The sequence below is a fragment of the Desulfomonile tiedjei genome, assembly GCA_016212925.1.
Taxonomy (GTDB): domain Bacteria; phylum Desulfobacterota; class Desulfomonilia; order Desulfomonilales; family Desulfomonilaceae; genus JACRDF01.
Window position 1 is genome coordinate 65541 of sequence record JACRDF010000015.1, and the last position, 14898, is coordinate 80438.

Here is a 14898-nt window from a genome sequence, read left to right on the forward strand (position 1 = left end):
GTAAGCGCCCCTGCCGCATGTCGGGGTATACAATTTCGACGGCTTAAAAAGGAGTCAGCCAATGAATAGGTGTCGCAAGGTGCTATTCCGTGCAATTAAGGCAATGCTGATTATGTTGATCATATGGGTCTTGAATGTTTCCGCCCAGGAAAACAACATCGTACGAATTAGCGGCTCAAGATATATGTATTTCAACCTTACGGATCTCGCCAAGTACTACGCTGAACGACGGCCTGAAGCAAACGTGTCGGTAACCTGTGCGGAACCTTATTCCTTTCTTACCTCAATGTCGGATAAAACCAGCGACGCAATCATGGCCTTGGGAAAATTGGACGACGACCTGAAGAACGAAGCTGCTGAACTGGGGATGCAATTGCACGAACAATTGGTGGGTTGGGGCGCCGTGGTTATGGTAACTGACCCTGCAAACCCTGTTGACTATCTCACGTTGGAACAAGTGCGGAAAATATTTCTCGGCGAGTACCAGAATTGGAAAGAGGTTGGCGGGTCGGATGAGCCCATCGTGACGATGTCCCGTGATGAGTCGGTTTCGGGCACAGAGAAGTTCTTCAAGGAATTCGTCCTCGGCGGCTTCCCAATGTGGCAGCAAACAGTACGGCTGTTCGATCCCGACATAGTAAGGGCCGTCCGAGCGCGAAAGGGTTCCATAGCCGATGCGCGGTACACGGAAGCGATCCGGGGCAGAATCAAGGGCATGGTCAAGATAATAGGCATAAAGGAAGATGAGGGTTCGCAGGCCGTCATGCCGTCTGTGGACACAATTCGAAATCAATCGTACCCGCTGTCTACACCACTCTTCCTGTACTATGATGTCCGCTCTGAAGCACATGAAGTCAAGCAATTCGTCAACTTCTGCGTTCGGCGGGGTCTTGGGCGCCAGTATGCCGAGGCCCCTGGAACCGCTGCTCTTAAGTGAAGAGATGACTCTGCGAAGGAAATACATTCACGAAGAAGGGGACGCTTAGGGTGCCCCCATAATTCCGTAGAAAGGAAGGAATCAGGAAATGCCTGTATTGCCCGTTCCCGAAGTTGTAAAAGAAATGGCAACGAGGATCGATCAAATTGCCCAGCGGGTCAGTGATTTGGACCGGAAAGTAGAACGTTTCTGCGAGGGACTTCGCAATTTGAGAGCCAGCGAGGAAAACGTGAAGTCCATTGGACACAAGGTTGACGCCTTGACCGGAAGCTTGGACGTGGCAAGGGACCAGCTATCCATGCTGTGCGCAACGGTAGAAAAAGTAAACTGACAGAAGCGGCAGCTCCACGGGCCTTCCGTCGGCGAAACATCTGGTCTGATGTTTCTTTCCAAGGCTGAATCCGACACGCCGACACTGCCTTCATGCGAGGCAGGAAATCCGGACATGCAGAGAGCCCACGGCTCTCTGCATGAGCTCCTTTATTCCTGAAGCTGACCGAACAGATTCTACTTCCAAACCGGTGAGCCGCCGGCACTCATGTCCTTTGCCCACACAGACTCCACGAGAGTAAATACTTTTGTCGGCATGGGCACATAGTGAAGCTCTTTGGCTGCGTCCGCGCCATTCTTAAAACACCAATCGAAAAATTTCAAAACGGCATGGGCTTTTGCGGGATCTGCCTGGTCTTTGTGCATGAGTATGTATGAAGCTCCAGTAATTGGCCAGCTTTTCTCGCCAGGCTGATCGACAAGCACAATGTAGAAACCTGGGGCCTTTTCCCAATCCGCGTTCGCAGCCGCGGTCTGAAATGTCTCGATGGTAGGAGTGATGAATTTCCCCGCGTTATTTTGAAGCTGAACGTACTTTAGCCGTTCCTTGAGAGCGTACGCATACTCGACATAGCCGATGCCTCCTGCCGTCTTCTTCACCAGAGCGGAGACACCTTCATTTCCCTTGCCACCGACACCGGTCGGCCAGGAAACCGATTTGCCGCCGCCGATCTTTTCCTTCCATTCGCTGGAGACTTTGCTCAGATAGTTGGTGAAGATCCAGGTGGTTCCGGAACCATCCGCCCTGTGCACCACAGTTATTTCTTGGTCGGGCAATTTCACGTCCGAATTAACCGCCACGATTCTTCGGTCATTCCATTTCTTGATCTTACCGAGGAATATGTCCGCCAGCAGTTCCGGCGTAAGCTTGAGTTTTCCTCTGCTCACCCCTTCAATGTTTGCTACCGGCACCACTCCGCCCATGATCATGGGGAACTGGATCAATCCGTCCTTGGATAGGTCTTCAGCTTTCAGAGGCTCATCGGAAGCTCCGAAGTCAACGGTTTTTGCTTTGATTTGAGCTATTCCCCCACCGGACCCAATGGACTGGTAGGCGATCTTCAGGCCGGTGTATTGGTTGTACTTTGTAGCCCACTTGGCATAGACGGGGTACGGGAATGAAGCTCCGGCCCCAGTAACATTTTCGATGTCCGGCCCTGCATTCACAACGCCCGGCAGGGCAACAAGAAACATCAAGGCCAAAGGAAGCCACAAAGAAAGTCTTACCCGAGCCGGCTTTGTCAAATTCCTACATTTTCCCATTTGCATCCTCCTCTTTGGCTTAGTTTTAGGCTCTACAGGGGTCCTTATCAGATGCCGTAAGTGCAACAGGATCAACGGCATTGCGGCCCTGCCTGCGTGCGCAAGGAATAGAAGGCCTCCAGGGCCGGATCTCATTAAAGAAGATTGCTGTTAAGGGATGGCTAGGGAGACGTTAGAATTCAGATAGAAATTAAGACATGGTTGCGCCGGTTGAGAACGCGTCTGAGCCATATATGCCGGAAGCACCGGCTGAACAGGTCTATCGGCCCGAAACCGTGTTCTCATTGTTCCTTGAACCGGTACCCCACGCCTCTGACGGTCTCGATCGCGTCCCCCGATTTGCCGAGTTTTTTTCGTAGATTCACGATCTGGACATCGACAGATCGCTCGGTAACCGCATAATCCTCTCCTCTTACGCCGCTTATTATATGATCTCGGCTGAATACCCGGCCGGGCCGGCGTGCGAGAAAATGGAGAATCCGAAATTCAGTAGTCGTGAGTCCCATCGGTCTTCCCTCTAAAAGGACTTCGTGACGGTTAGGGTCGATAGTCAAATCGTGCATGTGAACCACTGCGTCTTCGTCGGAGGCAAGACGTTCCTTCCGGCGAAAGACTACTCTTAGTCTGGCCAGAAGAATTCGTGGACTGAAAGGCTTGACGATGTAGTCCTCAGCACCCAACTCCAGGCCGGTGACGACATCCGCGTCCTCGCCCTTTGCAGTTAGCATGATTACCGGTATGTGCCTGGTAGCCGGATTGTTTTTTAATTGGCGACACACATCCAATCCGTCCAGATCAGGTAGCATAAGATCAAGCAGTATCGCATCAGGATGCTCTTCGGCTGCCTTTCTCAAAGCTTGTTCACCGGAAAGTAGGCAGTGGACACGATATCCTTCCTTCGCCAGGTTGTATTTAACCAACTCCAGAATGTCTGGCTCGTCATCAACCACGAGGATCTTTTCTTTAGCCATGGCGGTCTCTCAGTCTCTGATCGTTAGGTCAGTTCCGGAAAAGTCGATTCTCCGGCAGATGTTTCACAGTCGCCTGCAATTTTCGAGGGGCTTGATTTGCGCCACATACAAGCCGGTCGCCCCCGATTTGGTTTTGCTATTCTCTAACGAAATTATTGGAGAAGGGTTACGAGGTTGTTAGAAGATTGTTAAATCCAGAGGCCGGATAGCGACTTGATTTCACTCTGCCATTAAGAGCGAGGGCTCGCGTCTGGTGGGGCTGACAGCGGCTATCCCAGCCTTCCGGACTCGGCGCACAAACTCTTTAAGCCGCGGTATCACGCCTCTCGGATTCCAGGCTTGCCAACAGCACCTTTGCCACGTCCGTCCGGCCGAACCTTAGGGCCTCTTTTACGGCCGAGTTGCCCTGTTTGTCTTTTTGCCGGATGTTAGCACCATGGTCCAAGAGCATTTCAACAACTTCCCGTTGACCCGCAGAGGCTGCCCCAATCAGCGCTGTGCGGCCGTCCTTGTCGCCGGTTTGTATGTTCGCGCCGCGAGCCAATAGAAGCGCGACGGTTCGGTGGCAGCCCGCGAGTGAAGCTTCCATCAGCGGGGTCTTCCCGTACTTGTTGGCCGCATTCACATCAGCCCCCTTTGCGAGGAGCAGCTCAACGATCTCGGGTTCTCCGGTGACTGCCGCAGCAATAAGGGGCGTTGTTCCGTACTTGTTCGTTACATTTACGTTAGCCCCGCGACGAACCAGCATTTTCACCAGTTCCGTGTGGCCCGCAAAAGCTGCTTCCAGAAGGGCGGTTCTGCCGTCTTTGTCTCGGGCCTCGATCTCCGCGCCCCCATCAAGGAGATCTTTGGCGATTTCCAAGTGGCCGGCCAGGCAGGTGAAAATCAAGGCCGTGGCCTCCAGAAGGCGCTCCTTTGCTCGAACGTCCGCGCCTTTTTCCAGCAACAGTTTTACCACCCGACCATGCCCCCAGAGGGCGGCTTCGATTAGTGCGGTGGAACCGTTCCTGTCCATTCCGTTAATGTCAACAGCGTTTGCCATCAAAAGTTTCATGACCTGGCTCCTTCCTTCTATGCATGCCCACATGAAGGCCGTCTTATCGTCTTGGTCCTTGAAATCCACGGGAACACCTGTACTCAGAAGGCGCTTCACGCTCTTCAAGTCTCCGGACCGCGCGGCTTCAATAAGTTCATGCCCGTAGTGATCGTGGTTCCTATGTGCGCCATGCCCCAGCTCTTCCAGATGATTGATTTTCATTCCACCTGCTTTCAATTCGACGTTTATCCTTGAACCGGATTTTCGCGGTGAAAAGTTAGATCAAGATTAATGTTGCACAAGATCTTGGTTAGATTCGCAAAATCGGCCAAACGGCCGGAAGGAGGGCCACGCGGAGAAAGCGGGATTGCCCGTCCTTTTTTGGACTGGCGAGACGCGGGTCGCATCAATCCGCAGCGTGCTAGGTATCAGTGCCAGACGCGGCAATCAGTCAAAACTTTCAACAACCGCTTCACTGGCAATGATCGAAAAGGACGGTTTATGAAATCCTGTTCAGAATATTTTCAGGCAGTACTAAATTGGACTATCCATCGCCTCAACCAGCAGTTCTATTACCGATTTGACTGTCACCGGCATGTCGTAACGACTTTGCAAGTCTTGGAGTTGGCTTAGGCAATTCTGACACGACGTCGTAACAATATTTGCCTGGGTCCTCATTATCTGGTCATGTTTTGCTCGAGCATGTTCAAGGCGCTTCGTCCCCATGTCCGCGTTTTGGCCTACGCTGCCACCCGCTCCGCAGCAGATACTGTATTTTCTGTTCGGCCACAATTCCACGAAGTCGGCGGCGATGGCTTTGAGAATCGCTCTGGGCTCTTCGAACACACCCAGCTTGCGGCCCACGTTGCAAGGATCATGGTACGTGACCCGTCCGTCGATAAGGCCGGGTTTTATCGCGAGTCTGCCCTGTTCCAGATATTGATGAGCGAGTTCCACCACCGACAGGACCTCGAACCCAAGAGGTTCGCCGAGCCAGCGTTCCGCATCTTTTCTCAGGATTTTGAACCCATGCCCGCATTCGGTAGACAGGAGCGTGCGCACTTTGAGGCGCCGAGCTTCTTCAACAAGGTTTCGGACGATGGCCACAGCGTCTTCGTGGTCTCCGAGGTAGTAGGCCCAATTGGTAATGTCAAAAACCCGCGAAGACATTGTCCAGTCAGTGTTTGTGTACGTGAAGAATTTCATATACGTCTGAAACATGGTGGGATTTGACGTGTACTCTCGAGGGTTGGGAACGTATAGGACCTCTGCTCCTTCCTTGTCCATTGGAACAGCGAGACCCTCTTCAGGCAGATCTTCCATCTCGTCGGCCAGTTCTTCGGCAAGCCACTCGGCCATATCAATAAATGCTTCCCCCTCCAGGCCTGAATTATTGCCGAATTCGACGGCCTTCTTGACGCCTTCGACTATTCTCTCCGGCGCATTCCCCTTTTGCCACGCGATCCGGCGCAATTGCCTCACAAGGATGTCCATTTCGATTCCTTGGGGGCAGTCCGTGGTGCACCGCGCACAAAGAGTGCAAGCCCAGATAAACTCGGAACCCGCCAGTTCCTGGTCATGTCCTGTTGCCATTCTGTGGACAAGTTTCCTCGGATTCATCTCCGGGTAACCGTAGGTCAAGAAGCATCGGGAAATGCACTGGCCACAAGTCATGCACGCGCGATACGCCTGCTCGTCGGCAATTAAGGGGTTCGTCGTGGTAGGTCCGCATCCCCGCGCGGACGACGGGTCAATCATGATAGTCTCCTGTGTGCCCAATCCGGCCATTGCCGGCCGCCGCACATCGGTCGATGAACTCGCCCAAAAGCCGTTGAAAACGGGCCGGCTCGTTAGCAGCGACGGTAAGGTAACCGATTCTCGGCGTTTCCTGACCCAATATCCCCGAGGCCACACCCCGTTGCACCCGCGCGGCAGCCCAGTGCGTGCCCGTGCGGGAAGCGCAATTGCCGTTGTGGCATCCGACCAGGAGAACTGCTTTTGCCCCTGCCGCCAGAGTGGACCATATCATGTATTCCGAGACATTACCTGCGCACGGGACGGCTTGAAAGCGAACGTCTTTCGGCAACTGAGCAGACTCGGCGATCACTCCGGCGGACCGCCGGCATCCGAACACGAAAGTGGTTTCCCCTATTTCGGATGGACTTGAGCTTCTCATAGTTGAGATCAGGGATTCCTCCGGACTGTCTTTCAACCGAATCGCCATGGTCGGGCATACCGATTCGCAGATGCCACACTTTCGGCAGAATGGCAGCCACGGCTGGACACGGCCCTGAGATGACTCGGTTCCCAATAGCAGCGCCTCATGCGGACATATACGATAACACGTCAAACATCTCGCGCAAGCCGTGCTGACGGAAACGGCCTGGTCTTCCGTTTCCAAAGAGGACCTTCTTATGCCGGCCACAGCTTTCGCAGCCGCGGCCCTGGCAGTGGCAACACAGCCGAGCATATCAAGGCTTCCCGTAGCCTCACCCACCAGGAAGACCCCGGAACCAAACGAAGACCCCGATGCACAGTGCACGCTATCCGCCAAAAGAAAACCGCCGGAATCCAGCTCCCCTTTTGCCATTTCCACAGCCCATTTCGGAATGGACGAGGGATCAGGGCCGGTAACCGAGATTACTCTGTCGCAGTCCCATGCCCACTCGTTTTCTTCGTCAATCACATCCACGACAGAAACTCGGAACCGAGCGGGACCTTCGGCGCCGGTCGAAAAGACCACATGCGGCAATTGATCCCCGAATCGAACAAACTGCACACCGGCTTTTCGGGCGCCTTGGTATATAGTTTCCCCAAAGAGGTGCATCACAGGGACATTTCTGAAACAAACTGCCGATGACCCGCCATTGAGGACGTTTTGAACTGCAAGTTCGATCGCGGCCATTCCGTTCGCTGCATCAGACGGTTCCAGAAAATCCAGCAAGAAGGCTACCCGCTCATTAGTTCCAACCACCGTCCGGGCGCTAAACAGCTCCGTGGATTCAGGCAGCATGGCCGGCACGGGCTTCAGCGAAATTCCCGGCGCCAGAAAAAGGCAATCGAAGAGCGCATCCGCGTGGTCTTCGAATACTGCTCTGAAGCCACCCAGGGCTCGATTGACAACGGGCGCGGAGTCCACGTCCAGCACTTCGACACCTTGCGGGTCGTGTTGCATGAACTGCGACGCTTCCTCCATAGTGGTGCCGGGGTGCGCAAAACAAACGTTAGGTTGAGCGCCTCGGACTCTGGCGAAAGTGACGTCAATACCCATCTCGGCCATGGAACGTGCAGCCACCTCAGCGGCCATGCCGCTTCCAACCACAAGAACTCGCGGCAACCGTGCGCAATCTTTCGGGTTTGCTTCATCTCCGATGGCATGATTCATCATCACAGTAATCCCTCTCGTCGAAAATCCTCGATAATTGCCGCAGCGGTCTGGCCTGCATTCTCAAGTGTCTGCTCGATGTCTTTTGGCCCGGAGCAAGTTCCGGCGACATAGACGCGTGGAACCGCTGTCCGACTATTTTCCATTACCCCTAATGGGTCGATGAATCCGAAATCGTTGACGGTGAGGCCCAATTGTCCGGACAGCGAGGATAAGGCGTGGGCAGGCCTTTGGCCCACTGACAAGACGATACGGTCGAAGGATTGTTTCACGTTTCGGCCATCCTGTTGCACTATTACGTCCAGAAGGCCTTCGGGACCCTCTGTGACTTCCCCTGGCACACCTTGGCGAAGGCGGACCTTATTCTGTTCCGCGTTTCTCAACAATTCGCCGCTGTACTTCCCCGCCAGTTGCAGGTCGATATAGAAGACGGTGACTTCGGTCCGCGGACATTCGTGGATCATTTTCAAGGCCAGCCGCAACGCAGCTTTGCAACAATACTGTGAGCAGTAATTCGCTCCGGAACTCGGGTCCCTCGATCCGACGCATTGGAAAAAGGCAACGCTGAGGCCGTTGTCCCCGCGAGTAAACCGCGACAACAAGTCCTCACGCAGGAGCGTGTCTACTTCGGCCAGGGTGTACACACCCTCCAGCCGCTTATAACCCCATAACGTCTTTTCAACGGGGTTATAAGGCTCGAAGCCTGTGGCCAAGACCAGAGCCGTCGCTGCCGCGCGCACTTCAGTACCGGTGCTATCCTCTCTGACCAGGAGTTCTATCCCATTGCCATCTGCGTTGAGGATGGAAGACACCTGCCGGCCGGTTAGAACCTGAGCCCTCTCAGATGTGCATATGCCGCGAACAAGGTCCTCGGCAACGCAGCAAAAGCACCGTTGGCATTGATCTGTGGCCATGCAGGCCCAATCGTGAGCGTGGCCGCCGAGGCCGACGCCTTTCTCAATTATCGTGCAGTCTATTCCACTGTCGATAAGCGTTTTAGCAACAGACAAACCGGCGACTCCGCCGCCGATGATGATTACCGGTTCCTTGACCATTTCGAGAACCTCGGATCACAGACGCACGATTCAGGGAATATGTACCGTTTGTCAGATTTTTTTTCCGATTTGCCTGGGCGATCTCGCGTCATTCCTACGAAAGCAGGAATCGTAGGGCCGGCGTCCCTGCCGGCCAAAATGTGCACCGGCACGGAGGCCGGTGCCTACAAGGTTCCCGCTTTCGCGGGAACGACGGGCGTGAGAAGCGCGTATTGCGGGGATGCAGGGTTACGATCCACCGACCACACTGTTCATCCCGTGGCCAAACGGACATTATTTTTTTTCGCCATCAGTATAAGAATCCATTGATTCATATATACCACGATTTACCCAGACGGGACTGTACAATCGTTGTCGTAATGAAGAAGCTGGGTCAGGAAAGGAAAACAATGGTGCGGCGATGACAGAATGGGGGTGAAGCCTAGTCGAAGGCGATGTCAGTCCAATCTTTCTGCCTCAACAACCCGCGTTTCCACGCTTCCAGGCGCGGGACTACGTACGGCAAAAGTCGGAGAGAATAGTACGAACGCGGAATGGGAATGCCAAGTGTATCGCCGAAAATCACAAGCAGGAGCAGGTTCTCCAGACTTGCTTTTTCCTTGATTGCCACGAGCATCGGTTCACGAACCACCGCGCCCTCAATGAATTCCCTGATTACATCCAGAAATTTTAACTTCCGCTCTTTTCCCTCGGCCATGATAAACGCCTCCGCAGGAAGTGCCTCGTCCGGAGTTCATAACTGTGCCGCAAAGAACTGCAAACGCCGGTCAGGTACGCGGGAGAAATCGAGGGCACCGGCAGGCCGCACAGTGGCACCAGGATCTTGCCGGTCGATTTTCGGCAGTAGTTGACCTGCGATCTTCCCCGCGTGATTGAATGGTTACCTGACTACCTTACTGAGGTTAGCCGGAGGTCAAACATTTAGCAAGTCTTGAAGTTGGTGGGATGTGTGAGGTTGGTGGTTACTGAAGCGAGCCTGCATCGCGGCCGGTTTGCCATCGCGGCACAGGGCCTTTTGGCGCCTCGGTGGAATTCCGGCCCGTGGTCTTGATTATTTGTATTTGCCCAGCTGCTTCCCTTTTCTAACGATGTTCTTAAGAACCGAGAGGACCTCCCCTTTCTGCTCCTGGGAGCAGGTTTGGAGATATTGGGCCACATGTTGTTCCTGGATCTCCCGGATTGCATCGAGACACTTCAGCGCCATGGGGGTGATTTGCAGCATCGTGAGGCGCTCGTCCTTCGCGTCGTTCTTCCTTTCGATCAAGCCGGCCTTTTCCATGCGTTTGGCAAGTCCGGTTACATTTGCCCCTGTCACCAGCATACGCCTGCTGACATTGCCTACAGTGTCCAGGCCTCCTTCACACGCAACCAAGTACTTCAGGACATTGTAATGTGAAAAAGTAAGCCCGTACTGCTTAAAAATGGATGAAGACTTCTTCTTGAACATCTCCGAAGCCATGACGATAAAAATCATGACCCTTTCGTCCAAGGCCATGTCGCGTTTTGTCTTATCCTTCAGCATGAAATCCCTTTTTCTGAAATGTGTTGCGGTTCCCGGGCTCCTGGCCATCACATCCTACGCGAACCGGGACCGGTCCCCAAGCTTACGTTTCCCCTTGAATCACGCGCCCTGTTTCTTCTTTTCCTCCAGAGCTTTCAGGATTCTTTCCGGAGTCACCGGGAGTTCATTGAAATTCACGCCTATTGCGTCGTAGATGGCGTTCACGATGGCCGGAGCGGGTGACAGTTGTGTGCCTTCGCCGGCCTCTTTCGCGCCGAATGGGCCCACAGGATCATCGGTCTCGATGTCATAAGACTCCATTTCCGGGACTTCCATCGTGGTAGGGAAGCCATAATCAAGGAATGACGGGTTCATCACCTGCCCCTTCTCGGTAATTACGTTCTCATATAGGGCTTGTCCCATTCCACCGGCTATGGAGCCTTCCAGTTGTCCTTCGACGAGCATGGGATTAATAGGCCGGCCGCAGTCATGCGCGGTCACCATTTTGATCACTTTTACCTTGCCCGTGCTAGTGTCTACTTCCACTTCCGCTGCCTGAGTCATGAAGGAGTAGTTCGGAGAGAAGTTCCCCGGCTGGTTGAACAGAGTGGTCGGCTCGCTGGTGTCAGCCATCCAGGAAGCTCTCCCCACGAGTGGCATTGGCAGGTCCTTGTACTGATATGCTTTCAGGGCCTTGGGGAAAGTAATGTTGATTTCCGGTGACCCGGTGACAAATATGACTCCGTCCTTGGCCACTAGATCGTCAGGATTGGCTTCCAGTTCGTCGGCCACGCACTCGAAAAGCCTTTTCCTCACTGATTCCGCGGCTATTTTAGCGGCGTTGCCGGCCCTTACCGTTACTCCGCTTCCAAAAGTGCCGGGATCAAGAGGCGTGATGCCGGTGTCAGCCGCTGTAACCCGGACATCCTCAAATCGGACGCCAAGGACCTCCGCGACAATCTGGGCTATCACGGTCTCGGCTCCCTGGCCGATATCCGCGGCCCCGGTGAGCACATTTACCCCACCGTCCTGGCCGACTTGGACCACGGCGCCGGAACTGATATGGCTCATATTGGTTACTCCGCTGGGGAACGACGCACCCCCCATTCCCACTCCCCGGCCGAAGGGGAGCTTGCCGCGCTTTTCCTTCCATCCTATCCCTTCGGCAGCCTGTTGCACGCTCTCGGCGAAACCGCAGGTATTTATAACGAATCCTCCGGGATGCGGTTCCCCTGCTTTGATACTATTTTTGACGCGGATCTCGGCAGGGTCCAAATTCAGTCGCTCTGCCATCAGATCTAGTTGCCGTTCCACAGCGAAACGCGCCTGGGGAATCCCGTGCCCGCGCATCGCGCCTCCGACAGGCTTGTTGGTATAGACGTGGTAGCCCTCGTAGAGCAGATTGGGTACGTGGTACGGAACCATGAGGAAAAAGCAGGATAGAGCCATCATCGTGGGCGCGGTACTGTTATATGCACCGCCGTCGGCATATGCCAGAAACTGTTGGCCCAGGATTCTCCCATCCTTGGCCATTCCCGTCTTGACCGTGAGGTACATCGGATGCCGCTGGCGAGTAACTATGAAGACTTCGTCCCTTTCGTAAACAAATTTGACCGGCCGGCCAAGTTTCATAGCGAACCATGCAGCGCAGAAGTCCTTTGCAAACATGTCGATCTTCTGACCGAATCCCCCTCCGACTTTGGGCTTGATGACGCGAACCCTGCTTTCAGGTATTTGGAGAGTGGCAGCCAAATTCCTTCTCAGGAAAAATGGTATCTGGGTGCTTGACCACAAAACAACCTGGCCCCTGATAGGATCGTACTGCGCCACCGCAGCGTGAGGCTCCATCGGCGCGTGGTTCACGGCCTGAGAATAGAACGAATCCTCGGAAACCAAGGCACTCTCGGCAAATGCCTTTTCCACATCGCCGAATTCCTTTCTTATGGCGAATGAGGTATTGTTGGTCACTCCCTCGTGTATTACCGGAGCCCCCTCTTTTATCGAGTCTCGCGGGTCGAACACCGCGGGCAGTTCCTCGTATTCAACCTCAATGAGTTCCACCGCCTCTTCGGCTATTTCCTGATCAATCGCGCACACCGCGGCCACTTCGTCGCCGATGTAGCGCACCTTCCCTTTGGCGATAGCGTATTCGTCTCTTGCCTTGGGGACTATTCCGTACTGGCGATCCGGGATTTCCGCGCCTGTCACCACACCCTTGACGCCCGGAAGACGCATTGCCTTTGAGACGTCAACATTCAGTATCCTAGCGTGAGCATGCGGGCTCCTCAGAATCTTCCCGTGGAGCATTCCCGGAAAGACCAGGTCGTCGGTAAACTGCGCGGAACCGGTTACCTTCGCCGCGGCATCCACCATAGGCAATCTACGGCCTACCACATTGAATTGCTTTTCCATCTAGCGTTTACCTCCCATCTTTCCGGACGCATCCATGACGGCCTCTACAACTTTCTTGTACCCGGTGCACCGGCAGAGGTTGCCGGCCATCTTCTTCTTGACGCTTTCTTCAGTGGGTTCGGGTTCCTCGTCGAGTATGGCCTTGGCTGTCATGACAATTCCGGGTGTACAGAAGCCGCACTGCAATCCGCCCACCTCAACGAAGGACTTTTGGATCGGGTGTAGCTCACCGCCTTCACCGAGGCCTTCTATTGTCACGATTTCTTTGCCGACCGCGTCCACGGCCAGCATCAGGCACGAGAGATAGGCCTCACCATCGAGCAAGACAGAGCACGCGCCACATGCACCCAGGTCGCATCCTCGCTTCGTTCCTGTCAGTCCCAGCTTGTCCCTGAGCACTTCCAGAAGGGTCTGGTTGGGAGAAATAAGGACCTCGTAGATGTCTCCGTTTACATTCAAAGCGATAGCTTGCTTCACTTTAACGACCTCCCGTGGCTTCGCTGAGTGCGCCTTTGACCAACACTCCCATTAGTTTTCTCTTGTATGAAAGGGAATCGATCGACGACATCATCAATTGGACCTCCTTGGCAACCAGGCTGTCCACGGCTTTGAGGGTTTCCTCGTCTAGCCGCTTGCCTCTCAGGAAATCCTCCAGTTGGCGGGCCCTGACTGGTTTGCGATCGACTGCGGTCAAGGCTATCCTCGATTCTCCGGTCGAACTTGACGTCCACAAAGCTGCTCCCACAATTGGGAAATCAATGCTCCCACGATTGGCGGATTTCTTGTACGTGGCGAACCCGTCCGCAGCCTGCTCAGGCACGACTATCTCGGTAAGGATCTCGCCCTGCTCAAGCTTAATTGGTGTTTTGCCCGCTCCCGAAAATATGTCTTCCAGCGGAACCTGCCTCGATCCCCCTTTTCGGGTCAGAACCGCCTCCGCATTCATCACCAGTAGCGCAGGTGCCACGTCACCACAGTAGGTCGAGTAGCAGACATGCTCTTTCTTCGCGACATGGCACTGATCACCGCCGGCTTTGAAACAAATGGGCCTGGCGCTTCGCCACCACTTGGATTGATTGAAATACTTGCACCGGGTTTGTTGGCACAGATTTCCTCCAATAGTCCCCATGATTTGATGATGATAGGATCCCACGGAGGAAGCAGCGATGGCCAGGGCCGGCAACTTCTGCGCCACATACGGATCGTTATAGACCCTCTTCAGAGGCGTGAGTGCGCCAATCCGTAGGGCGCCATTGTCCTTGCGCACGTAATTGAGGTCCGGCAAACCTCTGAGGCTGACCACAATGGACGGCTTCTCGACCCCGTGTTTCATGTTTACCAAGAGATCTGTCCCTCCTGCCAAAACCTTTGCGTCAGGGCGATCAAGCAGGATCGCACAAGCCTCTTGGATGCTCTTCGGCTGATTGTGATCGAATTTTGGTAACCTCACGGTCTGCCTCCTGTCCGTCGAGAAATTTGTGGGCGCAGATCCGGGCCCTTTGGTCGTTTACCGGTTGGCAAGGAAGCCTTCACGAGCATGATGCACCTCCTATCGCGTCGGGAGCGCCATCCAGAAATTAGTGAACATGTAATTTATTTACTAGTAAACTAAATCATATGTCAAACCTTTTTTCACATGAGCTGCCATTCAGAGTCGCTGCCGAGACGTGCGAAATTTGTAAATTGAACCTGTTAAGAAAGAAATAGAAGGGCTGAAAGAGGGGGACACGCGATTCTGAGTTCGGACGAGCTGATGCGCAAATCTTATGAGAGAAGTCCTCGTGTCTGCGTCTCCACTCTATCGCATCAATTATGTTTCGGACTAATACTGCCTATTCAGGCTTGACAATTGGGCCAACTTGGCCGAAAAAGATTCCGCGCATTCGGGAGTGTTTCTGTCTTCTCGACCAATCTCATAGTTTCGCATCAGTAGGTACGGAGCAGCTTGCCGTGGCTGAAATTCTTCACACGAGCCTTCAAGGTTCCGAGGAAGTGAAGATTGTCGGCA

General features: G+C 54.1%; 13 protein-coding genes. 2 read left to right on the top strand and 11 right to left on the bottom strand.

Annotated features, from left to right (window positions below):
• Window positions 1–61: 61 nt before the first annotated feature.
• Window positions 62–937, top strand: a complete 876-nt coding sequence (locus tag HY913_07750; GenBank protein ID MBI4963153.1) for a substrate-binding domain-containing protein — start codon at window positions 62–64, stop codon at window positions 935–937.
• A gap of 88 nt (window positions 938–1025) precedes the next feature.
• Entirely contained in the window at window positions 1026–1268 is a 243-nt protein-coding gene (locus HY913_07755) for a hypothetical protein (protein ID MBI4963154.1), read from the top strand.
• Window positions 1269–1444: 176 nt separating this feature from the next.
• On the opposite strand, the gene pstS is transcribed toward HY913_07755, so the two are convergent.
• The 11 genes from pstS to HY913_07810 form a co-directional block, all read right to left on the bottom strand.
• Entirely contained in the window at window positions 1445–2461 is a 1017-nt protein-coding gene (gene pstS, locus HY913_07760; GenBank protein ID MBI4963155.1) for a phosphate ABC transporter substrate-binding protein PstS, read from the bottom strand.
• 350 nt (window positions 2462–2811) lie between these two features.
• Window positions 2812–3501 carry a response regulator gene (locus HY913_07765; GenBank protein ID MBI4963156.1) on the bottom strand — a complete coding sequence of 230 codons (690 nt, stop codon included), beginning with the start codon at window positions 3499–3501 and terminating at the stop codon, window positions 2812–2814.
• 304 nt (window positions 3502–3805) lie between these two features.
• Complete coding sequence (locus tag HY913_07770; protein MBI4963157.1) at window positions 3806–4759, bottom strand: ankyrin repeat domain-containing protein; 954 nt, start codon at window positions 4757–4759, stop codon at window positions 3806–3808.
• A gap of 312 nt (window positions 4760–5071) precedes the next feature.
• A complete protein-coding gene (locus HY913_07775; GenBank protein MBI4963158.1) occupies window positions 5072–6295 on the bottom strand; it encodes a (Fe-S)-binding protein in 1224 nt (407 codons plus the stop codon).
• The gene (locus tag HY913_07780; protein ID MBI4963159.1) at window positions 6288–7925 is read right to left on the bottom strand and encodes a hydrogenase iron-sulfur subunit; all 1638 of its coding nucleotides are present in this window, start codon (window positions 7923–7925) and stop codon (window positions 6288–6290) included. The genes HY913_07775 and HY913_07780 overlap by 8 nt, the downstream gene beginning before the upstream one ends.
• Entirely contained in the window at window positions 7925–8977 is a 1053-nt protein-coding gene (locus HY913_07785; GenBank protein ID MBI4963160.1) for a CoB--CoM heterodisulfide reductase iron-sulfur subunit A family protein, read from the bottom strand. Before HY913_07785 ends, HY913_07780 begins: the two co-directional genes overlap by 1 nt.
• Before the next feature lie 421 nt (window positions 8978–9398).
• On the bottom strand, window positions 9399–9674 hold the full coding sequence (locus tag HY913_07790) for a hypothetical protein (protein ID MBI4963161.1): 276 nt from the start codon (window positions 9672–9674) through the stop codon (window positions 9399–9401).
• 354 nt (window positions 9675–10028) lie between these two features.
• Window positions 10029–10499: a MarR family transcriptional regulator gene (locus HY913_07795; GenBank protein ID MBI4963162.1), complete on the bottom strand. Its 471-nt coding sequence runs from the start codon at window positions 10497–10499 to the stop codon at window positions 10029–10031.
• 99 nt (window positions 10500–10598) lie between these two features.
• Window positions 10599–12890 (bottom strand): molybdopterin-dependent oxidoreductase, encoded by a 2292-nt coding sequence (locus tag HY913_07800; protein ID MBI4963163.1) that lies wholly within the window; start codon window positions 12888–12890, stop codon window positions 10599–10601.
• Window positions 12891–13367 (bottom strand): (2Fe-2S)-binding protein, encoded by a 477-nt coding sequence (locus HY913_07805; protein MBI4963164.1) that lies wholly within the window; start codon window positions 13365–13367, stop codon window positions 12891–12893.
• A 1-nt stretch (window position 13368) separates the two neighbouring features.
• Window positions 13369–14340, bottom strand: a complete 972-nt coding sequence (locus HY913_07810; protein MBI4963165.1) for an FAD binding domain-containing protein — start codon at window positions 14338–14340, stop codon at window positions 13369–13371.
• Between the last annotated feature and the right edge of the window lie 558 nt (window positions 14341–14898).